General features: G+C 65.3%; 22 protein-coding genes. 12 read left to right on the forward strand and 10 right to left on the reverse strand.

Going from position 1 to position 26,348, the window contains the following annotated elements; genetic code table 11:
* Positions 1 to 14: 14 nt before the first annotated feature.
* Complete coding sequence (locus NDN01_RS19725; protein ID WP_272623509.1) at positions 15 to 833, forward strand: SDR family NAD(P)-dependent oxidoreductase; 819 nt, start codon at positions 15 to 17, stop codon at positions 831 to 833.
* Between the two features lie 171 nt (positions 834 to 1,004).
* On the opposite strand, the gene NDN01_RS19730 is transcribed toward NDN01_RS19725, so the two are convergent.
* The 6 genes from NDN01_RS19730 to NDN01_RS19755 all read right to left on the reverse strand — a co-directional run bounded on the left by NDN01_RS19730 (position 1,005) and on the right by NDN01_RS19755 (position 11,433).
* Complete coding sequence (locus tag NDN01_RS19730; RefSeq protein ID WP_272623511.1) at positions 1,005 to 2,603, reverse strand: rhamnogalacturonidase; 1,599 nt, start codon at positions 2,601 to 2,603, stop codon at positions 1,005 to 1,007.
* Positions 2,604 to 2,660: 57 nt separating this feature from the next.
* Positions 2,661 to 5,771: a TonB-dependent receptor domain-containing protein gene (locus NDN01_RS19735; RefSeq protein WP_272623513.1), complete on the reverse strand. Its 3,111-nt coding sequence runs from the start codon at positions 5,769 to 5,771 to the stop codon at positions 2,661 to 2,663.
* Positions 5,772 to 6,083: 312 nt separating this feature from the next.
* Positions 6,084 to 8,309, reverse strand: a complete 2,226-nt coding sequence (locus tag NDN01_RS19740; protein ID WP_272623515.1) for a hypothetical protein — start codon at positions 8,307 to 8,309, stop codon at positions 6,084 to 6,086.
* Entirely contained in the window at positions 8,306 to 9,790 is a 1,485-nt protein-coding gene (locus tag NDN01_RS19745; RefSeq protein ID WP_272623517.1) for a UxaA family hydrolase, read from the reverse strand. The genes NDN01_RS19740 and NDN01_RS19745 overlap by 4 nt, the downstream gene beginning before the upstream one ends.
* 28 nt (positions 9,791 to 9,818) lie before the next feature.
* The gene (locus tag NDN01_RS19750) at positions 9,819 to 10,580 is read right to left on the reverse strand and encodes an SDR family NAD(P)-dependent oxidoreductase (RefSeq protein ID WP_272623519.1); all 762 of its coding nucleotides are present in this window, start codon (positions 10,578 to 10,580) and stop codon (positions 9,819 to 9,821) included.
* Positions 10,581 to 10,587: 7 nt separating this feature from the next.
* Positions 10,588 to 11,433 carry an IclR family transcriptional regulator gene (locus tag NDN01_RS19755; protein WP_272623520.1) on the reverse strand — a complete coding sequence of 282 codons (846 nt, stop codon included), beginning with the start codon at positions 11,431 to 11,433 and terminating at the stop codon, positions 10,588 to 10,590.
* Between the two features lie 187 nt (positions 11,434 to 11,620).
* Between NDN01_RS19755 and rhmD the strand changes: the two genes are divergently transcribed.
* The 6 genes from rhmD to NDN01_RS19785 all read left to right on the forward strand — a co-directional run bounded on the left by rhmD (position 11,621) and on the right by NDN01_RS19785 (position 18,204).
* Positions 11,621 to 12,805 (forward strand): L-rhamnonate dehydratase, encoded by a 1,185-nt coding sequence (gene rhmD, locus NDN01_RS19760; RefSeq protein WP_272623522.1) that lies wholly within the window; start codon positions 11,621 to 11,623, stop codon positions 12,803 to 12,805.
* 13 nt (positions 12,806 to 12,818) lie between these two features.
* A complete protein-coding gene (locus tag NDN01_RS19765; RefSeq protein ID WP_272623524.1) occupies positions 12,819 to 13,685 on the forward strand; it encodes a fumarylacetoacetate hydrolase family protein in 867 nt (288 codons plus the stop codon).
* On the forward strand, positions 13,682 to 14,431 hold the full coding sequence (locus NDN01_RS19770) for an SDR family NAD(P)-dependent oxidoreductase (RefSeq protein WP_272623526.1): 750 nt from the start codon (positions 13,682 to 13,684) through the stop codon (positions 14,429 to 14,431). The genes NDN01_RS19765 and NDN01_RS19770 overlap by 4 nt, the downstream gene beginning before the upstream one ends.
* Before the next feature lie 57 nt (positions 14,432 to 14,488).
* Positions 14,489 to 15,379 carry an amidohydrolase family protein gene (locus tag NDN01_RS19775; RefSeq protein ID WP_272623528.1) on the forward strand — a complete coding sequence of 297 codons (891 nt, stop codon included), beginning with the start codon at positions 14,489 to 14,491 and terminating at the stop codon, positions 15,377 to 15,379.
* A gap of 168 nt (positions 15,380 to 15,547) precedes the next feature.
* Positions 15,548 to 16,606, forward strand: coding sequence for an L-rhamnose/proton symporter RhaT (gene rhaT, locus NDN01_RS19780; protein WP_272623530.1), 1,059 nt, complete (start codon positions 15,548 to 15,550; stop codon positions 16,604 to 16,606).
* Positions 16,603 to 18,204, forward strand: a complete 1,602-nt coding sequence (locus tag NDN01_RS19785) for a glycoside hydrolase family 43 protein (RefSeq protein ID WP_272623532.1) — start codon at positions 16,603 to 16,605, stop codon at positions 18,202 to 18,204. Before rhaT ends, NDN01_RS19785 begins: the two co-directional genes overlap by 4 nt.
* 220 nt (positions 18,205 to 18,424) lie before the next feature.
* Here the strand turns inward: NDN01_RS19785 and NDN01_RS19790 are convergent, their stop codons facing one another.
* Positions 18,425 to 18,820 carry a YbaN family protein gene (locus NDN01_RS19790; protein ID WP_272623534.1) on the reverse strand — a complete coding sequence of 132 codons (396 nt, stop codon included), beginning with the start codon at positions 18,818 to 18,820 and terminating at the stop codon, positions 18,425 to 18,427.
* 532 nt (positions 18,821 to 19,352) lie between these two features.
* Between NDN01_RS19790 and NDN01_RS19795 the strand changes: the two genes are divergently transcribed.
* The 4 genes from NDN01_RS19795 to NDN01_RS19810 all read left to right on the forward strand — a co-directional run bounded on the left by NDN01_RS19795 (position 19,353) and on the right by NDN01_RS19810 (position 22,342).
* Positions 19,353 to 19,685, forward strand: a complete 333-nt coding sequence (locus NDN01_RS19795) for a hypothetical protein (RefSeq protein WP_272623537.1) — start codon at positions 19,353 to 19,355, stop codon at positions 19,683 to 19,685.
* A gap of 178 nt (positions 19,686 to 19,863) precedes the next feature.
* Positions 19,864 to 20,280, forward strand: a complete 417-nt coding sequence (locus NDN01_RS19800) for a PDZ domain-containing protein (protein WP_272623539.1) — start codon at positions 19,864 to 19,866, stop codon at positions 20,278 to 20,280.
* On the forward strand, positions 20,270 to 20,956 hold the full coding sequence (locus NDN01_RS19805) for a winged helix-turn-helix domain-containing protein (RefSeq protein WP_272623541.1): 687 nt from the start codon (positions 20,270 to 20,272) through the stop codon (positions 20,954 to 20,956). The genes NDN01_RS19800 and NDN01_RS19805 overlap by 11 nt, the downstream gene beginning before the upstream one ends.
* Complete coding sequence (locus tag NDN01_RS19810; protein WP_272623543.1) at positions 20,957 to 22,342, forward strand: sensor histidine kinase; 1,386 nt, start codon at positions 20,957 to 20,959, stop codon at positions 22,340 to 22,342.
* Between the two features lie 2 nt (positions 22,343 to 22,344).
* Here the strand turns inward: NDN01_RS19810 and NDN01_RS19815 are convergent, their stop codons facing one another.
* On the reverse strand, positions 22,345 to 22,863 hold the full coding sequence (locus NDN01_RS19815) for an RcnB family protein (RefSeq protein WP_272623545.1): 519 nt from the start codon (positions 22,861 to 22,863) through the stop codon (positions 22,345 to 22,347).
* Between the two features lie 612 nt (positions 22,864 to 23,475).
* Between NDN01_RS19815 and NDN01_RS19820 the strand changes: the two genes are divergently transcribed.
* Positions 23,476 to 23,721 (forward strand): hypothetical protein, encoded by a 246-nt coding sequence (locus NDN01_RS19820; protein ID WP_272623548.1) that lies wholly within the window; start codon positions 23,476 to 23,478, stop codon positions 23,719 to 23,721.
* A 79-nt stretch (positions 23,722 to 23,800) separates the two neighbouring features.
* Here the strand turns inward: NDN01_RS19820 and NDN01_RS19825 are convergent, their stop codons facing one another.
* A complete protein-coding gene (locus NDN01_RS19825) occupies positions 23,801 to 24,724 on the reverse strand; it encodes a hypothetical protein (protein WP_272623550.1) in 924 nt (307 codons plus the stop codon).
* A 165-nt stretch (positions 24,725 to 24,889) separates the two neighbouring features.
* Positions 24,890 to 26,152, reverse strand: a complete 1,263-nt coding sequence (locus tag NDN01_RS19830; protein WP_272623551.1) for a hypothetical protein — start codon at positions 26,150 to 26,152, stop codon at positions 24,890 to 24,892.
* Positions 26,153 to 26,348 lie beyond the last annotated feature (196 nt).

Here is a 26,348-nt window from a genome sequence, read left to right on the forward strand (position 1 = left end):
ACTGGAGACACAGCATGACGAATTCGACGTTGGGCACTGCCCTCATCACCGGCGCATCGACTGGCCTCGGCGCTGTCTATGCCGACCGCCTCGCGCATCGTGGCTATGACCTGCTCCTGGTCGCGCGCGACGCCGGACGGATGGAAGCGCTCGCCGCGAGGCTCAGCACCGAGACGGGCCGCACGATCGAGGTACTGCGTGCCGACCTCACCAACCGCACCGATCTGGCGAAGGTCGAGGACCGCTTCGCCTCCGATCCGACCATCACGCTTCTGGTCAACAATGCCGGCATGTCATTGAATGGCGGCCTGCTCGACAGCGAGGTGGCCCAGGTGGAGCGGCTGATCGCGCTCAACATCACCGCGCCGACCCTGCTTGCCAGGGCCGCGGGCAAGGCCTTCGCTGCGCGCAGGAGCGGCGGGATCATCAACATCGCCTCAGTCCTGGCGCTCACGCCCGAACTGTTCGACGGCGTCTATAGCGGGTCCAAGGCCTTTGTGCTGAACCTTAGCAAATCGCTGGCCAAGCAGCTTGAGCCGCAGGGCGTGCGCGTCCAGGCCGTGCTGCCCGGCGCAACCCGCACAGAAATCTGGGAACGCTCGGGCAAGGACGTCGACAGCTTCCCGGCCGAATGGGTGATGGAAGCCGGCGACCTGGTCGACGCATCGCTGCTCGGCTTCGATCGCGGCGAAACAATCACCATTCCGCCGCTCGCCGACGAGGGCCAGTGGGAGGCCTATGAAGCAGCGCGCCTGGCGATGGACGGCAAGCTTTCGAACCGCGAGGTCGCGCCGCGATATCGCGAGGGGATCAGGGAAGCGGCGGTCGCATAAACGTCCGTTTCAGCCATCCCCTTCCTTCGAGGGAGGGTGGAGGGCTCGGCGCGTCCGCGCGCTCACAAAGACCGCTCCCCCAGTCCAGCGCGTCGTGCAGGGGATTGCCCCCCGACGCTGCCGCCTCACTGGGCAGGGAAGAGGTTGAATTCAGCGGCGCCCGATCCTCAGTTAAAAGCGGTCGGACACCAGCCCGTCGACCGTCCGGTCCTTCAGCCACCGGCTGCCGAAGCTGCGGAAGTTGGTCACCCGGTCGAGCACGAAGCTTTCCCCCCTAGGCACGCGCAGGCGGAAGAAATCGGCTTCCTCCACGTCGTTGAGGTAGAAAGCAGCGCGCGGATCGGCCTTCTCCACCGCTATCTCGATATTGCTCATCTCGATATTGCGCACGTCGCGGATGAAGAACCCGGTCGCTGGCACATCGCCGAACATGTTGGGCTCGGGATACGCGAGCTCGTTGAGCGGCGGGCGCAGTGCGGCCATCGCCGCCGGAGCGCCGCCGATCTGGTGGAGGAAGACATCGCTGATCTTCACATCCTCGATCGGATGGCCGGGAATGCCCGCCAGGATCGAGGGCAGCCAGCCGGCGCCCGAGCTGACCATGTTGCTGATCAGCACCCGCTTGAGCGTGCCGACCGGCGTACCCTTCGGCCCGCGCATGCGCCGGCCAAGCCGCATGAAGATCGGCGAGCTGAAGCTGCCGCGCATCGTGACGTTGGTGACCGTCACATCCTCGAAATTGGCGCCGTCGACCGTTTCCAGCGCCAGCCCCTGGCTGTCATCGAACACGCAATTGGTGATCGTGATCTTCTTGAAGCCGCCGTTCGATTCAGTGCCGAACTTGATCCGGCCGTGCACCGTATTGGCGAAGGACGCCGGCATCTTCTTCCAGGTGCCGTCGATGACCGATCCGATCACATAATTGCCGGTGACCAGGCAATTGGCGATCATCAGATCCTCGGTATCGCGCGGATAGCCGAGCGCGAAGCTGCTCTTCGGGCAGATGGCGTCGTCCCAGGGCGAATTGATCGTGCAGTTGGTGATGCGCACGCCGCGGCAGCAATCAATGTCGAAGCCGTCGCGATTGGTGTCGACCAGCAGGTTGTCAATGGTGAGATTGTCGACGCCGGTCGCGAGCAAAGCGAACCAGCCGCCCTCGAGCACCTGAAAATCGCGCAGCAACACGTTGCGACAGAGTTTCAGCGCGATCGCCTTGTTGCCAGTGCCGGGGCCGTTGGGGTCGCTAAGATAATTGTCCTTCCCGTCCCCCCGGCCGAGGCCCTTGCCCCAGATCAGGCCGGAGCCGGTGATCGCGATGTCGTGCAGCCCCTCGCCCCAGATCAGGCTGTTACGCCAGTGGCTGTGGCCGAAATCCTGATAGGCGCCATGATCGCCGATCGGCTCGGCATGGTCGTAGCCGCCGCTGCCGCTCGCCGGCGCGGGCGCCGCGAGGATCGTCGCACCCGGGTCGAGGTGGAGGGTGATCCGGCTCTTCAGGCGGATGGTGTAGCAGGCATAGGTGCCTGCCGGGAAAAACACGGTGCCGCCACCGCGCGCGGCGGCATGGTCGATCGCCTTGTTGACCGCGATCGAATCGATCGTGGTGCCGTCACCCCTTGCGCCGAACTGGCGGACATCGACCCAGCCGCCCGTCCCGGCGATAGGCAGGGACGCGCCCTGGCGATCAGCGGCGAGCGCCGGACTGGCCCCCGCCGTCGCGGTCAGGGCGGCCGATCCGCCCAGGATCATCGAACGGCGATCGAGCGTCATCGGGCCTCCCTGTCGTCGAAATGAAAGGGGCAGCCGCCGGAACGGCTGCCCCTTTCCTCAGAATTTCACCGTGGCGCCGAAGAAGACCTCGGTGCCGATCACATCATAGGTCGCGGCGAAGGTATTCGCGCCGGGACCCTGGGTCGAGACCGGGGGCTGCTTGCCGAACACGTTGTTCGCCCCACCGTAGAATTGCAGGTTCTTCATCACGCCCAGGTTGAACGAGAGGTCGAAATAATTCTGCGCGCCAAGCTTCGGATAAGCGAAGCTGTTGAGCGCCGGCGCATTGGCCGCGCCTGAGCGCAACGGCAGCAGATAGCGGTCGGTCGTGACCGAACCGATATAGCGATGCCGAACGCTGAGGCTGAGATCCCCGAGATTCCAGGTGACGCGCGACGTGCCGCGCCATGTCGGCAGCGGCTGGCCGCAGACAGTGCCGAACGCCCCGTCGCAATGGTTCTTGATGTTGGGGAAAGCAGCGACCGGGGTCGAGGTGAAATCGTTGAGCCAGGTCACGTTGGTGCCGAAATCGAACGAACTCGTCTCGCTGAGGCCCGGGAAGCCGAAGCCGACATTAAGGTGATAGCGCGCGGCGAAGTCGATGCCCGAGGTCTTGAGCGAGCCGGTATTGGCGTTGCGGATCTGCGCGACATAGGGATCCTGGATCGCGCCCGAATTCGGGTTGCGCTTGATCGCCTGGCAATAGGCGCTGTTGGCGTCCTGGAGGATGTTGAAGCAGAGGTTCATCGTGTTGGCGAGGCCCCCGCCAAGCTGCGAAATCGCCCCGTCGAGCGTGATGTTGAAATAGTCGACGCTGATATAGAGCCCCTTGGCGAAGCTCGGGGTCAGTACGACGCCCGCCGTGAAGGTATCGGACTTTTCAGCACCCAGATTGGCGTTGCCGCCCGAATCGACCGGAATGATCGGCTCGGGCTGGACGGCGGCGGTGAACACCGCAGCCGCCGGCACGCCGTTCGCGATGCAGACCGCACGGACCGCCGCCGTCTGCTGCGCGACCGGTGCGCGACTGGAGCAGGGATCAGTCGCCGTCTGGACCGAGCGGCTGCTACCGCCGAACAGCTCCGCCACGTTCGGCGCGCGGATGGCGCGCTGATACTGGCCGCGGAAGGCGATATCCTTGTTCACGCGCCAGTCCAGCCCGCCGAGATAGGTCCACACGCCACCGACGCCCTTCAGGCTGTAATCGGAATAGCGGAACGCGGCGTTCGCGGTCAGGTTCTGGATGAAGGGCGTGTTGTGGATCAGCGGCACGCGGATTTCGCTGAACACCTCCTTGGCGGAGACCCGGCCGCTGGTCGGCAGGCCTGCGTTGAAGCCGGCCACGTCGCCCGAGGCAAGGAAGGTGTCGGGGCTAAACGTCGCGCTCGATTCGCGCCACTCGACACCGGTCGAGAAGCCGATCGGGCCGGCAGGAAGCGAGAAGAGGTTGCCGGTGATGTTGGCCGAGGCGACCTGAAGCTCCGCCGTGGTCGAGTTGGTCGCGCTGATCGAGATCGCCGCTGCGCAGGCAGCCGAGATGTTCTGGCCGAAGATATTGCACACCGGCGCCGCGCCGCCGACCGACAGCAGGGATGCCTGCAGGCGGCTGCGCGAGATCGCGTTGCTGAGCCGCGTCGTCTCTTCGGTGCGAGCATAGCTGTAGTAGACGTCGTACGACAGGTCGGTCAGGAAGCTGTCCGACGCGTTGCCCAGATCGCCCCGGAAGCCCCAAGCGCCGCGGAAGGTGTTGCGGCGGGAATCGGATCGGCGCGGGCCGAGTTCTAGATAACGTCGCCCTGCCGTGATCACCGCGAGGCCGTCACCGGCAGTGGTGGTCCGCGTCGTCGAACCGCTCGTCACCGTCGTCGTGCCGGTCTCGGCGAGATCGAGCTGGCGGAACACCTCCTGCAGCTGCGGCGTGAGATAGGGATTGTTGACGTTGAACAGCGTTGGCACGCCGACATTGCTCGGCGCGAGCCGGGCGCTCACCAGGTTGTTGGAATAGTGCAGCTCCATGTAGCCGGTGATGTTGTCGGTGAAATCATAATGGCCGAAGCTGTTGATCATCCAGCGCTCCTGCGGGACGATCAGATAATTGTCGGGGCCGAGATTGAAATCGTCCTGCGGGGTGAGTGCCGGGCGCGCGGCCGTGCCGCCGTTGTTGAAGGTGAAGCCGCGCGAGCCAAGCGCCCCCAGGCCAGCGGCGGTGTAAGCAGCGTTCAACGCCGCATTCGTGCCGCCGAACGCCGGGATACCGGAGAAGCGGCCATTGGGGATGTCGCCGCTGCCGCCGGCGATGAAGCCGAGCTGGCCGCCCGCCGAGGTGCAGGTCTGGCCCGACGGTACCACGAAAGGCGTGCCGGCACGGTTGGCGTTACCGGTGCCGGGAGCGACGCAGCCGTCCGAGAGCGAATCATAGGCGAAGTCGCCGCGCTCGCCGCGCGTGATCGCCTTGCGCCGCAGATAATTGCCCGAGACGACGAGGTTGCCGCGGCCATCAGCGAAATTGCCGCCGAGCGTGACATCGAAATTATAAGTTGGCGTGCCGGTCGGCGTGGCGAGGTTGAGCTGGGCCTTGGCCTCAACCCCCTCGAAATCGTCGCGCATGATGAAGTTGACGACACCGGTGATCGCGTCCGACCCGTAGACCGCCGAGGAGCCGCCGGTGACGACCTCGGTCCGCGCGATCAGCGAGGTTGGGATGGTGTTGAGATCAGTGATCTGGTCGGGGCCGTAGATCGCGAAGCGGCGGCCGTTGACCAGCACGAGATTGCGCGTCGGACCGAAGCCGCGAAGGTTGACGTTGGCGACGCCACCAGGCGCCGTGTTATCGGTCGCACCGCCATTCTGCGATGCGACGAACTGCGGCGAATCGCTCAGCAGCTTCTCGATATTGACCGTGCCCGCGAGCTTGACATCCTCAGCGCTGATCACGCTGACCGGGGTCGAGGCATCGAATTCGGCGCGCTTGATGCGCGAGCCGGTGACGACGATCTCCTTCTCGTCCGCATTCGCTTCGTCCGGCGCGGCAGCCAGCGAAGCGCCCTGGTCGGTAGCGGGCGCTGCGGTATGCGCCGAGGCGACCGAGGCGAGGCTCAGGCCGGCGGCGACGAGCGCCGATCCGCACAGGAAGCGCGCGCGGTGGCTGATGATCCGGGTGTCTTTCATAGGTTCCATCCCCTCTTGCGGCCTCCCCGCGGGAGGCGCTTCGTTTGTGTCCGTCCGCTTGCGCGGCCCTGCCGTTCGCCGATTACCGGTCTGGTTAGTCCGTTCGATCCGCGATGCCGCCCTGTTGTGTCGAACCTCGAAAGCAGCTTTCGAGGTAGCGCTACCACTTTTGGACGGCATTATTTCTCATATTGTGGGACTGCATTTTATAGAGTGAGAAGTGATGCGTCAATCACCGATTGCGATCCGTGGAATACATGTTCAAGATTTGGAATTGCGTGCCCCTCGGGGCACTGGCGGCACGTCCCGCGATCAGGGCAAATGCCTGATCCCCTCGGCGCGTACCGTCCACCCCTGTTTCGGGAAACCCGGCGCCTGGCCGCTTGATCCATCCCATCCGGCCGCCATCATCCCGGCTGCCAGCAAGAGGCTGCCATTGGAGGGAAAATAGGTTTCCGCCACCCTGGTATAGCCCGGCCCGTCCGGCCCGCCTTTGGACGTAGGATCGAGGTTTACGCGTGACGTCATACCATTCACGCCCCATTGGTTGTTCGCGACATCGCGGAACAGCCAGTCGACCGCCTTTTCCGGCTCGCCAAGCCGCGCCGCGGTCATCGCGATCATCGGATAATCCCAACCCCAGGTCTGGCGGAGGTCCCAGTCGGCCTCCACCGCGGCAAGCGTCCGGCGCATCGTGGCACGATCGATCCGGTCGCCGCCGATCATGCCGAAGGCCATCAGGAAGGACGGATGATCGCGGTTGAGGCAGGGCGCAGCCACCGCATTGCGTCGACAGGCGGGCGACGAGGTGTTCAGCCAGAAATCGGGCTCGGTCGCGACCGGCAGGTACAGGCCGTCGCGTTCAGGCACCGGGCCGAGCCCTTCGATCACCTTGTCCCAGCCCACTTCGCGCTTGAGCCCGCGCCGTTCGCGCCAGACCTGGGCGGTCTTCAGTCCCCAGCGGAAATATTCGATCTCGAACGCCGGGTTCACCGTCGTCATCGGATCGTGATTCTCCTGGACCGGGACGATCGGCGGCCCGAGCACGAAGCGTTTGCCCGCCGCGTCCCAGCGCGGCCAGGTTGCGAGCAGCCGCGCGGTCTGGTCAACCAGGTCGCCATAGCGCGCGAGCGTCGCTGTGTCGGGATTCGCGCGGTACAGCAGTTCCGCCAGATAGATCGGGTGCGGCTGCTGCCACATGATGAAGGGGTTGATCGGGCTTGGACTGTTATAGCCCTCCGGCCCCGACATCTTGGTCCACCACGCGCCCTGCACGCCGTGGCGCGCTGCCTCGGCCCGGGCCTGGGGCAAATGATCGAGATACCAGCCCATCGACCGTTCGAGCAGCGCGGGCCGGCCCCAGAGCGCGAAATGCCCGGCATGCCAGGGATGCATTTCGAGATGGAACTTGCCGTTCCAACTGTTCGAGAACAGCCCTTCCTCCTGCGGGGGCACATCGCCCGCCTGGTTGATCGCCGCCAGATATTGCGACAGCACGATGCGCCGTTCGAGTTCCGGCGCGCGCGGATCGGTGCTGCCGGTGAAGTCGATCATGCCGCCGTTCGACCAGTAATCGCGCCAGTGCTTCGAAACGGCGGCACTGACCGCGGGATAGTCGGCGCGGGGCGCGGGTTTGCGCGTCCGGTCAAAGCTGACGAACACCACCATCCGGTCGCCGCTCCTTGCGGCGACATGGATGACGTGAGGCCCTGCCCGGGTGATGGACGCCCCGGTGGCCGCTATGGCCGAATAATAGACCGTGTCGTCGATTCGATTGCTCAGCAGCAGCGCGCCGGGGCCGCGCGCCAGCACGGTCGTCTGCCGGCGCGCCGTGGCGCCATAGTCGGACGGGTCGGGATTAAGGACCCGCGACACGCCAGGATAGGCGACATCCACGCCGATCCGGCCGTTCGCGACCATGGGCGAACGAATCTCGACCATCAGCATGTCGCGATCGGGATGAACGCGCGTCGTCACCGCCACTGGCTGGCCATCGAAGTGGAAGCTGCTGTTCAGCGCCCCGCTCCACAGGTCGAGATGCTGGCGCGTGGCGGACAAGGCCTCGAACCGGGCAAGCCTGCCGTCCCTGCCCTTCAGCGCCAGCGCAACCCGGCCGAGCGAGAAGCGGTGGGGATTCTCGCGCAGCCAAACGAGCGCCGGATTAGTCTTCAGCGCGTCGAAATCGCGCATGTACGAATAGGGCTGCGTGCCGCCGCCGGGTACTGGCACCTGCACCAGCCCGTTCGCCTCGGTATAGCCATGCGGATTGGGGAAGCTGTGCCACGCCCATTGCGCCATGGTCAGCAACGGCGCGACCGTCGAATATTGCTCCGGGAAGGTCTGCAGGCCGGTGATGTCGGCGGTGAAGCCGAGACTGCCATTGCCCAGCATCAGCGGGGCGTGGGGATCGACCTTCGTCAGCGTCACGTCGTGGCGCTTGACCAGTGCCACCCGGTCGATCGGCCGGTCAGTCGGTTGCGCCGCGACGGACGCCCCGGCGGTCAGCAGCAGGGCGACCGCGAGCAGCTTCGCCCTCACAAGGTCACGCCCCGCTTCCAGATCGCGATCTCGCGTTCGCCATTGCGCTCGGACGCGGTCTGTTTGCCCGACGCGATCGCGCGGATCGTGTCGAGCAGCGCCTCGGCGGCCTGATCCATCCCCTTGTCGAGCACCTGCCCGGCATCGAAGTCGATCCAGTTCGGCTTGCGCTCGGCCAGCGGCGTGTTCGAGGCGATCTTGATCGTCGGGGCGGGAAAGCCGAGCGGCGTGCCACGCCCGGTGGTGAACAGGATGATGGTCGCGCCAGCCGCGGTCAGCGCGGTCGAGGAAACGGCATCGTTGCCCGGCGCCTCAAGCAGCGTCAGCCCGGTACGGCGCACCCGCTCTCCATAATGAAGTACGTCGGTGACGGTCGCGTGCCCTGCCTTCTGCACCGCGCCGAGCGATTTTTCCTCAAGCGTGGTGATGCCGCCGGCGATGTTGCCGGGCGAAGGGTTCTCCGACACCGGCTCGCCATGTTCAGTGAAATAGCGTTTGAAGTCATTGACCAGCGCGCCGATGCCGTCGAACACCTGCTCGTCCAGAGCCCGGTCCATCAGCAATTGTTCCGCGCCGAAGATCTCGGGGATTTCGGTCAGGATCGCCGTGCCGCCCGCCCGCGTGACCGCGTCGCTCATCCGCCCGACCAGCGGATTCGCGGTCAGCCCGGAAAAGCCGTCCGAGCCGCCGCATTTCACGCCGAGCACCAGATCCGAGAGCGGCACTGGGGTGCGCTCGACCTTCGCCGCTTCCTCGACAAGGGCGTCGACCAGGACGAGCCCTTCCTCGATTTCGTCGCCGGCAACCTGTGCCGCGACCGTGCGGATCCGGCCATGCAGCGCCGGATCGATCTCGGCGAGGAGCCGGTCGAGCTGGTTGGATTCGCACCCGAGCCCGACCAGCAGCACGCCGCCGGCATTGGGATGCGCGGCCAGGGCAGCGAGGATCGATCGGGTACCGTCCAGGTCGCCACCAAGCTGCGAGCAGCCAAAGGGATGGGCCAGCGCCAGCACGCCGTCGACCCGTCCGGCATGGCGGCGCCCGGCGATCTCCGCGATCTTCTGCCCGGTGCGCCCGACGCATCCGACGGTCGGGATGATCCAGATCTCGTTGCGCGTGCCGACCCGGCCATCGGCGCGGCGATAGCCGGCGAAACCGGTGGCGGGCACCATCGCCTCCGCCTCATGGACGTGCGGGCGCCAGACATAGTCGCCGCTTGTCGCAAGAGCCGTCGCGACATTGTGGACATGCACATGGTCACCCGGTGCGATGTCGGCGATGGCGACACCGATCGGGAAGCCGAACTTCAGCACCGGATCGCCGGCATGAAGCGCATGGACCGCGATTTTGTGGCCACGGCCGATCGGCCGAGTCAGCGTCACTTCGACATCGCCGACGGTCGCGACAGTACCGGCATCCAGATCGTGGAGCGCGGTCGCGACGCTGTCATGGGCATCGACGCGGAACAGCGACAGGGTCATGGATTCTCCATCGGTGCCCTGACGGGCCTTATTGCAGGTTCACGAACGCGCCGCCGTCCACCAGCAGCGCCGCGCCGGTCACATATCTGGCAAGATCGGAAGCGAGGAAGACGATCGGCCCGGCAAGGTCGTCAGGCTGGCCGAGACGACCGAGCGGGATGCGCCCCTCCATATAGGCTCGCTTCGCCGGATCGGCGAGATCCTCCTTGTTGATGTCGGTCAGGATCGTGCCGGGCAGCACTGAATTGCAGCGGATGCCGTGCCGGCCGAGCGCGATCGCCGCCGACTGCATCAGCGAGTGCACGCCAGCCTTGGTCGGCGTGTAATGAGTCTGATATTCGCCGCCGACCAGGGCCGAGATCGAGGAGACCGCGACGATCGACCCACCGGTCTCCTGGGCCACCATGCGGTTCGCCGCGGCCTGGACCATGAAATAGGCGCCGTGGAGATTGACGCGCATGGTGCGCTCGAACGTCTCGACCGGCATGTCCAGAAAGGCGTGGAACGGGCAGATGCCCGCATTGCTGACGAACACATCGACCTTGCCGAGCGCCGCCACGGCCGAATCGACGAACGCGGTCGCGGTTGCCGGATCGGCCACATCGCCGTGCATCGCGAACGCGCGCCGCCCGAGCGCCTCGATCTCGGCGACGCAGCTCGCGGCGCCTTCATCGTCATGCAGATAGTTGATCGCCACGTCGGCGCCGTGCCGCGCTGCGCCGATCGCCGCAGCGCGGCCAATCCCCGCGGATGCCCCGGTGACGAGCATCGTCTTGCCTTCGAGCAGCATATTCCTCCTATCGACGCGATCGTGGTGCGGGGCGCCGGGCAGCCCCTTCGGACCAGCCGAGATCCCGGCTGATGGCGACGGCCGTCGCACGGACATCGTCCGACAGCGCCTGCATCCGATCGTCAGCCATATATTGCGCGGCGCTCGACACGCTGATCGCCGCGACGATCTGCCCGCCGACGCCGCGGATCGGCGCCGCGACGCAGCGGATCAGATCCTCATTCTCCTCAAGGTCGAACGCGCGGCCGACCTCGACATAGCGGCGCATCCGCTCCTCCCAGACCGCATAGTCGGCAGGGGGCGAACCGGCCGAGCGATCCTCCTCGAACAATCTGCTCCAATGGCGGGGATCGTCATCGAGCAGCAAGGCCTTGCCGAGCCCGGTCGAGGTGAGCGGCTGGCGGTCGCCGACCCGGCTGCTGATCTCCACCCGGCGGCGGCCGGGAATCTTGTCGAGATAGAGCGCCCGCTCGCTGTCGAGCACGCCGAGATGAACGGTATCCTCGGTCGCGGCGGCGAGATCCTCCAGATGCGGCCGCGCAACCTGCACCAGGTCGGTCTGCTGTTGCGCGTGGAAACCGAGTTCGAGCAGCTTGGGCCCGAAATGATAGCCGAGGCGCGGCACGAAGGTCAGGTAGCGCCGGTCGATCAGCGCGGTCGCCAGCCGGTGCGTGGTCGACCGGGTGAGACCGAGCTTCGCAGCGAGATCGGCGAGCGTGATCGGGCCGTCGATGACCGCGTCGATCACATCGAGACCGCGCAACAGGGTCTGGCTGCCGGGCTGCGATTTGGCATCGCCAGCCGATTCTACCGCCTTTTCGGCTAAATCAGCATTTGACGGAGCGTTTCTCATCTAATAATATTCTTTCCCATATTATGGAATTTATCAAGCGATAATTCGCAGAGAGGAATGCGGGGAGCGTGCAATCTGATCCGCTACGGGCGGCATGGTTGCGTACCAAATGCTGGTATGCCGTGCCTATAGCTATGTATGTGTCCGCCATCGCGGATGCCGGCCCTTCCCTCCTGGTGGAAGTCGCATGACCCTGCCCCGTATCAAGCATGTCCGCGCCTTCGTGCTGCGCGGCGGCGGTGCCGATTATCACGACCAGGCCGATGGCCACTGGATCGACGATCACATCGCCACGCCGATGAGCCGTTACCCCGAATATCGCCAGTCGCGGCGCAGCTTCGGCATCAACGTGCTCGGCACCCTGGTGGTCGAGATCGAGGCCGATGACGGCACGATCGGCTTCGCGGTGACGACCGGCGGCGAACCCGCGGCCTTCATCGTCGAGAAGCATCTGGCCCGCTTCCTCGAAGGGCGCAGCCCGACAGAGTATGAGAAGATCTGGGACCAGATGTACTTCTCGACCCAATATTATGGTCGCAAGGGGCTGGTGGTGAACGCCATCTCCGGCGTCGATCTCGCGCTATGGGACCTGCTCGGGCGGCTGCGGCAGGAGCCGGTCTATCATCTGCTCGGCGGCGCGGTGCGTGACGAGCTGCAATTCTATGCCACCGGCGCGCGGCCCGATCTCGCCAAGGAAATGGGCTTTATCGGCGGCAAGCTGCCACTCCACCACGGCCCGGCCGAGGGCGAGGAGGGGCTTGAGAAGAACATCGCCGCGCTCGCCGACATGCGCGCGAAATGCGGCCCCGATTTCTGGCTGATGCTCGATTGCTGGATGGCGCTTAACGTCAATTACGCCACGCGCCTTGCGATCAAGGCGCACGAACACGGCCTGAAATGGATCGAGGAAGCGATCAGCCCCGACGATTATTGGGGCTATGCCGAGTTGAAGCGCAACGTGCCCAAGGGCATGCTGGTCACCACCGGCGAGCATGAGGCGACTCGTTGGGGCTTCCGCATGTTGCTCGAGATGGAGTGCTGCGACATCATCCAGCCCGATGTCGGCTGGTGCGGCGGCGTGACCGAATTGCTCAAGATTTCCGCGCTGGCCGACGCTGCGGGCAAGCTGGTCGTGCCGCACGGATCGTCAGTCTATTCCTATCACTTCGTCATCACCCGGCATAACAGCCCGTTCGCCGAATTCCTGATGATGCACCCCGGCCCAACCGAGGTGGTGCCGATGTTCGCGCCGCAACTGCTCGGCGAGCCGATCCCCGAAAAGGGCCGAATCCGCGCCTCGGCGCTCGACAAGCCCGGCTTCGGCGTCGAGCTCAACCGCGATATCCCGCTCCACCGCCCTTATACCCACTAAGGAAACGCCTTCGATGAAATTGCTGCGTTACGGCCCCGCCGGCCAGGAAAAGCCCGGCTTGCTCGACGGCGAGGGGAATATCCGCGACCTTTCCGGTCATGTCGCCGACATCGCCGCCGCCGAGCTCTCGCCCGAGGGCCTGGCGAAGCTTGCGGCGATCGATCCGGCGTCGCTGCCGCTGGTCGAGGGATCGCCGCGCTACGGCACCCCTGTCGCCGGGACGCGCAAATTCATCGCGATCGGCCTGAACTTCTCGGAGCATGCCGCCGAATCCAACCTGCCCGAGCCGCCCGAGCCTGTCTTCTTCACCAAGGCGATCTCGTGCCTGCAGGGACCGAACGATCCGGTGATGATCCCGCGCGGTTCAGAAAAGACCGACTGGGAGGTCGAACTCGGCGTCGTGATCGGCACCCGCGCCTCCTATGTCACCGAGGACGCGGCGCTCGACCATGTCGCCGGCTATTGCACGATCAACGACGTGTCCGAGCGCGCGTTCCAGCTCGAGCGCGGCGGCACCTGGGACAAAGGCAAGGGTTGCGACACCTTCGGGCCGGTCGGCCCGTGGCTGGTGACCAAGGACGAGGTCGGCAACGTGCAGGATCTCGGCATGTGGCTCGAGGTCAACGGCAAGCGAGTCCAGGACGGCAGCAGCAGCACGATGATCTTCAGCGTGGCGAAGATCGTCTCCTATCTCAGCGAGTTCGTGACGCTCGAGCCGGGCGACATCATCACCACCGGTACGCCAAAGGGGGTTGGCATGGGGCAGAAGCCCGACCCCTGGTATCTCAAGGCGGGCGACGTAATCGAACTCGGCATCGAAAAGCTTGGCCGGCAGCGCCAGCAGGTCGTCGCCTGGAACCGGAACGGAGCCGCCGCGTGACGTTGTACCAGGGACGTTTCGAAGGACGGACGGCGATCGTCACCGGCGGCGCATCCGGGCTCGGCCGCGAGGTCGCGCGTCGGATCACCGCCGAGGGCGGGCGTGTGATGCTGTGGGATCTCCATCCCGGGGGACTTGAAGAAGCCAAGGCCGATGTCGGCACCAGCGACGCGATCGCGTTCGACGTGGCCGACAATGCGGCGGTCGAGCGCGCCGCGGCTGAGAGCCTGGCGCTGCTCGGCCATATCGACATCTTGGTCAATTCGGCTGGCATCACCGGCGCCACCGCGCCGGTCGACAGCTATCCGGTCGAGAGCTGGCTGAACGTGATCAACGTCAACCTCAACGGCCTGTTCTATTGCTGCCGCGCGGTCGTGCCGCACATGGTGGCGAGCGGCTATGGCCGGATCGTCAACGTCGCCTCGGTCGCCGGCAAGGAAGGCAACCCCAACGCCTCCGCCTATTCGGCGTCCAAGGCGGGCGTGATCGGCCTGACCAAGTCGCTCGGCAAGGAACTGGCGACGCGCGGCGTGATCGCCAACGCCATCACCCCCGCGACCTTCGAAAGCCCGATCCTCGACCAGCTCCCGCAGAGCCAGGTCGATTATATGCGATCGAAGATTCCGATGGGCCGGCTCGGCGAGGTCCACGAAACCGCGGCAATGGTCTGCTTCATGGCGTCCGAGGAGTGCAGCTTCACCACTGCCTCAACCTTCGACACCTCGGGGGGCAGGACCACCTTCTGATCGACGGCCTCAGCAGCCGCCACCGGCAACGGCCGGGACGGAACCGGGAGAGAATGATTGCGCGACCTGCCGTTCATCGATGCTCATGTGCATCTCTGGGACCTGTCCCGGGATCGCTATGCCTGGCTGTCGCCGCCGTTCGGCGACGCAGGGCCCAACGGCAATACGCAGTCCATCGCGCGAGACCATCTGCTCGACGACTATCTGGCCGAGGCGGCCGGCTGGAATGTCGTCGGCATGGTCCATCTCGACGCAGGCGCGGCCAATCCTCTCGCCGAGACCGACTGGTTGCAGGACATGGCGGATGTGCGCGGCATGCCCAACGGCATCGTCGCAAATGCCTCGCTGGACGATCCTAGCGTCGGGGCGCTGCTGGCCGACCATAGCCGCCGCCGCAACGTGCGCGGCATCCGCCATATCGTGAACTGGCACAAAGACCCGAATCGCACTTATACGCCGCGCGACCTGACCGGCGACGAGGCCTGGGCGCGCGGGTTTGGCCTTCTCGCGAAATATGGCCTGTCGTTCGACCTGCAGGCCTATCCCGACCAGGTCGCCGGGCTTGCCAGGCTGATCGAGCGACATCCCGAAACGCCCGTGATCGTCAACCACACCGGCATGGGCGTCGACGGCGATGCGAACTGGCGCGCGGCGATGAAGACGATCGCGGCATTGCCCCATGTCTCGATCAAGATTTCCGGCCTGGGTTTCGTCTATCGTCCGTTCACCGCCATAGCGGTGCGCGACCGGGTCCGCGAAACGATCGACCTCTTCGGCACCGGCCGCGCGATGATCGCGAGCAATTTCCCGACCGACCGGCTGTTCGCCGATTTCGACACGACCCTGGATGCGCTGGCGGATGCGATCGCTGATTTCAGCGAGGGCGAGCGACGCGCGCTGTTCGCGCGGAATGCCAACCGTATCTACCGGCTCGGGCTGGATGTTTAGAGCCGGACTCGCCCGCGCCCGTCACCCCGTACTTGTTCCGGGGTTCACCGGTGTTCGAGCGCCGCTTTCACGGAACAAGCGCTGCGCCGCGCCGCAGAGTGGATGCCGGAACAAGTCCGGCATGACGCCAACAGACAAGCTCGCTGCACCAGCCCCCGGGAGAAACACATGAACGCCAATCCGCTGCTCGGTGTGCTCTTCCACTGGCTGGGCGGCCTTTCCTCCGCCAGCTTCTACGTCCCCTATCGCTCGGTGAAGCGCTGGTCGTGGGAGATCTACTGGCTGACGGGCGGCATCTTCTCCTGGCTGCTCGCGCCGTGGTTCTTCGCCAGCATCCAGACCAGCGACCTGCTCGGCGTGCTCGGCGCCGCGCCCCTGCCGGTGATCGTCTGGCCGATCGTCTTCGGCATGCTCTGGGGCTTTGGTGGCCTGACCTATGGCCTCACCATGCGCTATCTCGGCCTGTCGCTCGGCATGGCGGTGGTACTGGGCCTGTGTACCGTGTTCGGCACCCTTATTCCGCCGCTGTTCCAGGGCGATTTCGCCGCCAAGCTGCTCGACACGCCAAGCGGCAACATCATTTTGCTCGGCTTGGTTATCACCATGGCCGGGATCATCGTCGTCGCCATGGCCGGCGCGCGCAAGGATGCGGCGCTCTCCCCGGAGCAGAAGGCAGCGGCGGTCGCCGAGTTCGATTTTCGCAAGGGCATCGCGGTCGCTGTCTTCTCCGGCATCATGTCGTCCTGCTTCGCCTTCGGCCTTGCCGCGGGCGAGCCGATCAAGGCGCTGTCGGCGGCGGCCGGTACCGGCCCGCTCTGGACCGGCCTGCCCATCCTCTGCCTCGTCATGTTCGGCGGCCTCATCACCAATGCCATCTGGTGCGCCTGGCTGATCGTGAAGAACCGCAGCGCCGGCCAGTGGGTCGGCGGCGGCGCCGCGGCCGGCGCCCCCCTGCTCGCCAATTTCCTGCTCTGCGCGGTCGCCGGCACCGCCTGGTATTTCCAGTTCTTCTTCTACACGATGGGCGAGAGCCAGATGGGGCGCTTCGGCTTCTCCTCCTGGACGCTGCACATGGCGTCGATCATCATCTTCGGCACGCTCTGGGGCTTCGCCTTCCGCGAATGGAAGGATGCCGCGCCACGGGTCCGCGCCACGGTATGGGCCGGCGTCGGGCTGCTGGTGCTCGCCACTATCGTCATCGGCTATGGCAACGGCATTGCGCTATGAAAGGCGCACTGCTTTCCCTCGCTGCGATCGGCCTGCTCGCGCCAATGACCAGCGCGGCCGCACCGGAACGGGCGACCTATAGCAACCCGATCCTGTTCGCCGATTATTCGGACCCGGACATGAGCCGGGTCGGCCGCGACTATTATATGGTCGCCTCGAGCTTCCATTTCTCGCCGGGCATTCCGATCCTGAAGTCGCGCGACCTCGTCCACTGGACGATCATCGGCCATGTCCTGCCGAAGCTCGATTTCGCGCCCGAATACGACATGCCCGGTCCGCACATGCTGACCGACAAGATCTCCAAACCGGTCGGCGGCACGCGCTATGCCGGCGGCGTCTGGGCGCCCTCGATCAGGCATCATGAGGGCAGATTCTACGTCTATTGGGCGACGCCGGACGAAGGCATCTTCATGTCCACCGCGGCACGCGCTGAAGGGCCATGGGCCAAACCCATCAAGGTGATCGACCAGCCCTTGCTGGAAGATCCCTGCCCGATCTGGGATGACGACGGCCAGGCCTGGCTGGTCCATTCGCGCCATGGCGCGGGGCCGCTGATCCTTCACAAGATGAGCGCCGACGGCACCCGCGTGCTCGATGCCGGCACGGTGATCGTCGAGGACAAGGCCAATCTGCCGATCCTTGAAGGCCCCAAATTCTACAAGCGGAATGGCTATTACTATATCTTCGCGCCGATCGGCGGGGTGGAAAAGGGATCGCAGGTCGCGCTGCGATCTCGCGACATTCGCGGCCCCTATGAATGGCGCGTCGTGCTCGAACAGGGCAGCACGAAACTGGAAGGCCCGCACCAGGGCGGCTGGGTCGAGACGCCATCGGGCCAGGGCTGGTTCGCGCATTTCAACTCGACCGGCGCGTTCGGCCGCATCGTCCATCTCCAGCCGGTCAGCTGGGTCGACGACTGGCCGGTGATGGGCGATCCGATCCCCGGCAAGACCAGCGGCCAGCCGGTCGCGGCCCATGCCATGCCCGATACCGGCACCGCGCCGACCAGCGACCGGCTGCAGGATTCGGACGAATTCACCGCGCGTACGCTCGGCCCGCAATGGGAGTGGAACCACAATCCCGACAATACGGCGTGGAGCCTCGCCCGACGTCCCGGCTATCTCCGCCTGACCGCCGGCCACGCCGAGCATCTCGTCACCGCGCGCAATACCCTGACCCAGATATTGCAGGGCCCGAGCCGGATCACGACGCGGATCGACATCAGCGGCATGAAGGACGGCCAGCGCGGCGGTCTGTCCCTGTTCGGCGTTCGCCCGAGCTGGATCGGCGTAGTGCGCGACAAGGGTATCGCCCGGATCACCCTCGCCTCCGAAGGCGACGAGACGCCCGGCCCGACGATCGCGGCAAAGGCCCTCCAGCTCCGCGCCGAGATCGGCACCGGGCAGACCGTCCGCTACAGCTACAGCCTCGACGGCAAGGCCTTCACGCCGATGGGCGACGCGATCCAGCTCGCGCGCTTCTCCTGGTGGAAGGGATCGCGCCCGGCACTGTTCACCTTCACTCGCGCCGCGCCGGACGCGCAGCGCGGCTGGATCGATGCCGACTGGTTCCGCGTCGAGCCGCTGCCCGCCGACTAATTCGGATCGACTTTCACGTCATTGGCCCGATTGCAGCAACGAAAATGGTTCGCGCAGAGAACACGGAGTTCATTTCCGAATTCGACCATCGCATGCTGGTAAGCTGCCTGTTGCGGGCAGGCTGATTGTCGCAAGCTGGCCGGACTGGCTCAGCGTCCTCCGCGCCTCTGCGCGAACCATAGTGCGCTGCCGACAGGCCGATGATGAACGTCGATCCGTCTTAGCCAGCCGGGCGAGTCACGATCCACGCGGCGCACAGCAGCAGCGCGATCGAGACCAGGCAGAGCACGACCATCCCGGGGTGTACGCCGATGGTGAACAGCACCAGCCCCACGGCCATGCCGATACACGCCCCGATCTTGCCCCGTCGGGGAATCGACCGATCCGCGCGCCAGGCACGCAAGGTTGGACCGAAGCGGGGATGGTCGAGCAGCCTCGCCTCAAGACGCGGCGAGGAGCGCGCGAAACAGCCCGCCGCCAGGATCAGGAAGATGGTGGTCGGCATCAGCGGCAATAGCGCGCCGATGATGCCGAGGGCGACGAAAAGGAATCCAAGCAACAGCCAGCCGATGCGCAACGCACCGGAGGATTGTGGCGAAGGTTCCCATGCACTCACAACGCCTGTCCATCCATTCGGCCCCAGCGCTCGGGCATCCGCACCGCAGGCGATTCACGCCCCGGTGAGCCGGGCCGACGCCTCCGCCTAGGTTATTTGCGACTCGCTCGCAACGATATCGGCGATGGCTCGACCCGCAGCCGACGGCTCCGGCCCCCTCCATGGAGAGATACAGGGCCATCAACGGCCATATGGAACGAGCGTCTTCCCTTGTGCAGGAAATAGAGATTCCTCAGTTTCTCTACGCACACTCTTTTTTTAGTGCACGCCGTCATTGTCCATTCAATATTATTGAGCATAGCAATTAATGCTATAGCGAAAATGCAGACAAAACCGCACAAATCTTTCTCAAATACTGTAAGATCAACACAATATATCGAAGCAATCCATAGATTTTTTGTCAAATCCGCAGGCCGAAATTCCATTAATCAATCATGACCAAAGGTTAATGTGACTGAAGTACTGAAAACGATCATACATCCCGTGCGATCGGGGAGGCCCCGCCTCCCCCGCAACTGAGATGGAGAGTGAGATGAAATTGCTGTTGATTCTCTCGGCATTGTCCCTCGGCATGGCGACGGCGGCCAGCGCAGCCCCGATGGCGCTACAAGCCAGCCAGGCGGAAGCCCCCGCTGCCGGCAACGTTCCGATCTGCTCGAAAACCGTGACTGACGGCTGCATGCAGCGCAGCGCGACCGGGATGCGCCACGATCGCTCGGCACGACACCATCGCTGGGGCAGGCACCATCACCGGGCGGGAAGACATCATCGTCGCATGAGGCATCACCACCACCATCGTCATCATCGCCACCATCATCGGGCGGCGATGGCGACGACTCCTCCGGTGGCAGCACCCGCGAAGTAATAGAGGCTGGGTCGGAAGTACGGCTCGGAGGTACGACCCGTCCAGGGGCTCATCCACATGAGCCCCTGGACGGGTCGCGGGATCAAGGCGACGTGACAAATAGCGACATGCATCCTCCAGCGACCGCCCCGCTCCCTCGCGATGACGCAGCGGATTCTCCGGCCGACCTGTCCGTGACATGACTCACCAGCACACGCGCCTTTCCGTTCGGTGGCTGATCGGCCTGCTCGGCCTCGTGCCGATCGCAGGCGCGCTCATGCTGCTCACGACCCATGTCGGGCGCCGGGCCCTCAAGAACTTAGCTCCCGCGTCGACGACGGTCAGCGTGCTGCCTGGCATGACCGTCGAGGAGGCAGTACCGCCCGCGCATGGCCTGGTCGTCACCAGCCGCCGATCGAACGGAGCAGCGGTCGAGGCCGGCATTTCGGTCGGCGACAATATCACCGCGATCGATTACCATCCGATCAAAGGCTTGAATGACGCGGTGGCGTATATGCGGCACGACCGGAGGCCAATCGTCACCCTGACGATCCTGCACGACCGCCATATGCGCCGCATGGCATTGAAGCGATCGGGAGAGAGCCATGGGGCATAAATTGTTGCTGGTGGAGGACGACGAAGCGACCGCGGCCTATATCGTCAAGGGCATGACCGAGGAGGGCTTCACGGTCGACCGTGCCGGCAACGGCCGCGACGGTTTCTTCCTCGCCAGCGACGGAAGCTACGACGCCGTCATCCTGGATCGCATGATTCCGGGCATGGACGGCATGGCCGTCTTGCAGGCCTTGCGCGCGGCCAGGATCGAAACGCCCGTCATCATCCTGTCGGCGCTCGGATCGCCCGAGGACCGGGTGAGCGGATTGACCGGCGGCTCGGACGACTATCTCGTGAAGCCTTTCGCCTTTGCCGAGCTGCTCGCGCGGGTGCGGCTGCTCGTGCGCAGCCGCGGCACCGGCGTCGCGATCGTCACCAAGCTCAGCTGCGACGATCTCGAGATGGAGCTGCTGTCGCGCAAGGTCCACCGCGGCGACAGGCCGATCGAACTGCAGCCGCGCGAGTTCCGGCTGCTAGAATATTTCCTCCGCCACATCGATCAGGTCGTGACCCGCACCATGCTGCTCGAAGGTGTCTGGGATTATCATTTCGATCCGGGCACCAACGTCATCGACGTCCATATCAGCCGCCTGCGTCGCAAGATCGACGACGGCAGCGAGCGCCCGCTGCTCCATACCGTGCGCGGATCAGGCTACCGGCTCGGGCTGGGCGCCTGAATGGCGGCGTCCTGGCACCTGATCCCCCGATCGACGGTTGCCCGGTTCGTCCTCCTCGCCTTCGTCTTCCAGATCGCCATCATCGGGGGCAGCCTCCTGTTCGTCCGGCAGGCGAGCGAAGGGGCGCTTGCCGAGGAGCAGCGCCAGTCAGTCTACGACCTTCGCGACGAGCTTCTCGACGCCTATCGCGACGGCGGGCAACTCGGCCTGACCCGGCTCATCAGCAGTCGCCTGCAGTCGCCCAGGCACAGCATCGCGGTGATCCTGCTGGCTACGGCGGACGGGACGCCGCTGATCGGGAATCTCGGCGACTGGCCGACCACCGTCCCCCCGCGCACCGACTGGCGCGAGATCGAGCTATACCGCACCGGCAGCGACCGGCCGGAGCGCATGGGGATAAGCACGGCACCGCTACCCGACGGCACTAGGCTGCTGATGGGCCATGTCAGCGAGGCCAATATCCGTCTCGCGCGGATCAACGAGGAGGTCATCGGGGCCGCGCTGATAGGCGGCCTGTGCCTCATTCTGATGAGCGCGCTGCTCCTCGGACGAGTCTTGTCGCGCCAGATCAAGCGCATCACGTCAACCACCACAGCCTTTGTCGATGGCGCGCTCGCCGAGCGCGTACCGATCCGCGGCAGCGGCGACGCCTTTGACGACCTTGGCCGCGCGATCAACGTCATGCTCGATCGCATCGAGAAGCTGATCTCCGAATTGCGAGTTCTTACCGATGGCCTGGCGCACGACCTGAAGTCTCCGGTCACCCGCCTCAAATCAGTCCTGGAGCGGGCCGTGCTCGAAACCCGCGATCCCGACGCGCTCGCCGCGCTCGATCGGGTGGCGTGCGAAGCGGATACGCTGCTGTCGATGCTGACGACCGCCCTGTTGATCAGCCGGGCCGAGGGCGGGATCGGCAGGGACCATTTCGTCGCGACCGACATCGGTGCCCTGCTTGACGACCTTGCCGAGATCTACGGCCCAGTGGCCGAGGATCGCGGGTTTGCGATCGAGACCCGCGTGGAAATCGCGGCAAGGGTCTTCATCCACAGGGAATTGATCAGCCGGGCTATCGGCAATCTCATCGACAATGCCCTGAACTATGCCGTTGGCGGCACCAGGATCCTGATCCACGCCTCTGCGTTTCCAGGCGGCCTGACCATCGCCGTCTCGGACGACGGCCCCGGAATCCCCCCTGAGCGGCGCGCCGATGCGCTGCGCCGGTTCGGCCGGCTCGACCCGGCTCGCAACATCGGGGGCTCGGGCCTCGGGCTCGCACTGGTCGAGGCGACCGCCGGGTTGCACCATGGCGACCTTGCCCTGGAGGACAATGCGCCTGGGCTGCGCGTCGTCCTCCGGCTCAACGTGTCGCTCGCGCAAGGCGACTGACCCTACAGGAAATTGCCATAGACCACCTGCACGATCTGGCCGGTGTCCAGATCGATGAGCAGCGCATCCGGGCCGTAGCGAATCCATTCATAGCCGACCGGTGGAATGTCGAGCCCGAACAGCCAATAGTCGAGCAGCCGGTATTCGGGCGCCCAGAAGATCGCGGGAAGCACCTGCCCGGAACGGAATCGGCGATATTGCCAGCCTTGCGGCCCATGATAGGGCCCGACATGAACCGGGCGATCGGCCGTGAAATTGTGGCTCAAATAGGCCCGGTCAGGACTTTGCGGCCGGATTTCGGCGCCGGCCGGTTGAACCGGTCGCGCATAGCCGCGCGGTTCACGATAGCGTTCCGCGGCGAAGCTGCCGCCGTCGCGACTCTCACCCCCGCGCTGGATCGACATGCTCCCCGCGCCGCCCTCGCGCCGCTGCTGGGCATCAGCCGCCACGGTCTGCGCGCCCAACCCGAGCACGAGGATCATCGCGGCGATATGTGCCTTGCGGCCAAACGATATCACCATGACCATTTCCTTTGCCAACCGGCAGCCTTGGCGGTGCGGATCGCATCGCCGGACTGTCGGTCGCCACTATCGGACACGGCATTCGTCCGGAGGGTGGCCCCCGCGTGAATTGTCGTTAACCCGCAGGCTGGCGGGATGAACTTCCCTGCACCAGCGGGCGCATGAAGGCTATCCCATCGTCCCGGACTGATACCATCGCCGAAGCGTCGGGACCCGAGTCAACGAACATCCACAATGCCGGCACCGGGCATGGTCGATCCCGCGCTCATCCTGAGTCACGATTCCATCCGCCAGGTGAGCACCATGGGCGCATGCGGCAATCCCGCGCGGGGAGACGGCACGCCTCGGCCGACCTTCCTTGAGAGTGAGCATCGAGCGCCTCCATCAGCCGGACCATGAACCGCGCACAGCCGCGGCGAGGTGACGGGTATCTTAATTTCTCTCCATATTGCCGGACATTGGCGAAAAGCGGACCGTTGTAAGGCGCGTGTCAGGTCCCGGGTCGATTCTATGCCTGCTGCATTGATGCAGCGAGTCGTGAAGGACGGGTCACGAGCCGCAGACATGTCTGCCTGAGACTCGCGCAACACCTCCTGAAGAAGGAGTAGTTCCATGTTGAACCATCGCAACACCACACGTCGGGCCGCCGCCCTGGTCGGCGCGATCCTGCTGACCGGTGCCATCGTCGACGCGGCGTGCATCACCCCCGCCGCCGCCCGGCCAAGAGACACCCGCGAATATCCGGTATGCACCAGGATGCGGGTCGACGACTGCCGCCAGATGCGGCACTCACCGCGCCCGACCGGAGCGCATGAAAAGGCGCTGGTCGAGCGGGCAAACCAGCAACAGCAGCAATAAGGCACCCTAAGAACCACCCCCGCCGATCATCTCCCCCCGGGAAGGGGCGGGGGATAGGGGGTCATCGAACCCCCGGTTCTCAATAGCCTGTGAGATTGGGCGCGACCCAGCGTGCGCTGCCATGCGGGGTGGCGAAGATCGTGATGCCAGGGAAGGCATGGGTCAGTGCCGCCTCGAACGCAGCACGTCGCGGCGCGAGTTCGGCATCGCCCCATGATCTGCCGAACACGGCGTGATAGGCGGTCGCCCCCGGCGCCCCGCCGTCGACGATCGCCTTGGCGGCGGCGATGCCGGGCTCACTGGGCACCAGCCCATACTGCATCTCGCCATCCTCGTCTTCCTGGCCGTCGTCCATCTCGAACGCACCACCCCCGGTGTTCCAATGGTAGAGGCATGCCAGCGGCGTTTGCGGATCATAGGCAAGCAGCGCAATGCAGTTGAACAGGCTGGTGGTGTACATCGGCCCGTTGGCGGCGAGATGCGCGCCAATGCCGACCTCGAGCCCATGGCCGGCATGCAAATTCGGTACCGGAGGGGCTGCGACCGCGGCTACGCCGCCGCCCTGAAACGGACCCCATTCATCTTCGGCAATCTGTTGATCGCCCGCGCCCTGAAACGGACCCCACTCGTCTTCGGCAACCTGTTGATCGCCCGCGCCCTGAAACGGACCCCACTCGTCTTCGGCAACCTGTTGATCGTCCGCGCTCTGAAACGGACCCCATTCCTCCTCGTCGGGTGGCTGAGCGTTCATCAACTGGACTGGCGCAACGGCGGTCCTGGGGACGGCCATGCTATCGACCTCGCGCGGTTGCCGCGTGAGAGTGCCGGCCATGGCCCGCAGCGCCACGACCGCGGGACGCGCGTTGAGCAGCCGACTCGTCGCGACGAGGGACTCGACCGATCGCGCGCTATCGAGTTCGCCGGCAATGAGGTTGCCGGTGGCGGACGATGCAGCGCCTGAGCCAGCCATGCCCTTGCGTTGCGGATCAGCATAGCCGCTCATCCCGCTGCCGGCGTGCGGTGGGGATCGTGCGCTTCGGCGCGGGCGATCATCTCAGCTGACCAAGCGGATGCAACATGCTGTCGGATAAAAAGAGGTCTGCCATGGTGCATCCTGCAATGGGCGATCCACAATATGCGCCGAGTCCGGAGCACTGCCAAGCGCCCGCTATTTGGCGAAGATGGCGGGAATCGCCTTTTCGCCGAGAAGCTCGCGCACGATCGCCTCGACCTCCCCCCGTTGCTCCGCGGAAAAGGCGAAGCGATTTTTGGTGGCGAGGACGATCAATGCCTCGATGTCCTTCGGCCGCTTCCCTTTTATCCGGATACGATGGTTGATCCCCTTGATTGCCTCGAACGGCGACAGAACCGTCATGCCGTCCATGTCCTCGCGGCCGAGAGATTTGATGGTCGGCCCGATTTCGCCTTCCATCACCAGATCTACCGTCTTGCCCGTCGGGCCGTGTCTGAACTTGCGCACGACAAGGCTGCCGCCTTCGGTCTTTCCCGTGGCGACGGACACAGCGGCCCGCGCGCCGGCGCTGTTGCCGGCGGCGCCTCCCGCTGCCCCGGCTGCGGCGGCGTTCTCCTTCATGTCATCCATCAGTTCGACGAATCCGGCGGCACGCAATGCCTGGCTGCCCGCCGCCATATTGCTGACGATGATGTCGACATCGTCGGGCGCGGTATAGGGCGCGGCGCCGAGCAGCATCTGCGCGCCGCTGCCCTGGACCACGAACGTCACCTTGGCGGCGTGCAGAGCGCTTGACGCTGCATCGATGACGCTGCCCACGGCCTGGCGCCCGGCACTCACCTTGTTCAACGCCGCCGGCAGGCGGATCGTGCCGAGAATGGCCTGCTCGGCCATGACGCCGATGTCGACCCGGACATTTTCCGGCACGACATAGTCAGCATGGAGATGGGGGAAACTCTTCTCGAACTCTTCTATCTTCGCGTCGCCATAGCCGAGACGACCGGCGAGATCGGTATAGATCTGATCCTTGTCGTCGAACCTGTCGAGCTTCCAGCCTGGGCGTTTCGCATCGATCACCACGCGCTGCACCGGTTGACGCGGCGCGCTCTGGAGGAGCCGGGCGGCAGCCATGGTTCGTGCGACCGACGGTGCCGCGTTCAGCGCCGTCGACAATTGCACGAGCGAGGCGTGCCGCGGGCCTGTCGCCAGCGTCGGGCAGGCGAACGTCTCGCGATCCGTCGGCGACGCGTGCCGCTGTTCCTGGTCCTGCATGGCAAGCACCCCCGGGAAGGTCGCGATCCTATCATCGTGGCGGTCAATGTCACACCGCCATCGGTATTGAGTCCCTGCCGCCGCGGCGAGGCCCGGGAGATATTGCCCGTCGACGAGATGCTCGCCGAAGCGCGGCTCGAGCGCAGCCCAGAGGAACGCCTGAACATGCGCTTCTGAATCGATCAACCAGCGCACCGGGCCGATGCCGCTGCGATTGGGCCTTACATCCCATACCCAGCGCCGGAAGGCGGATTGCGTCGCCTCTATGTGGCGATGCTGACTTCTGCGTCGGTTTGTCGGTGGAGGGGTGTGGGCTCGGAAGCTCGCCGGGATAGGTCCGCGAACGCAAAGCAACGGCAAGGAAATCTCTGCCGGCTAACCT

The organism is Sphingomonas sp. QA11, from assembly GCF_028473665.1.
Taxonomy (GTDB): domain Bacteria; phylum Pseudomonadota; class Alphaproteobacteria; order Sphingomonadales; family Sphingomonadaceae; genus Sphingomonas; species Sphingomonas phytovorans.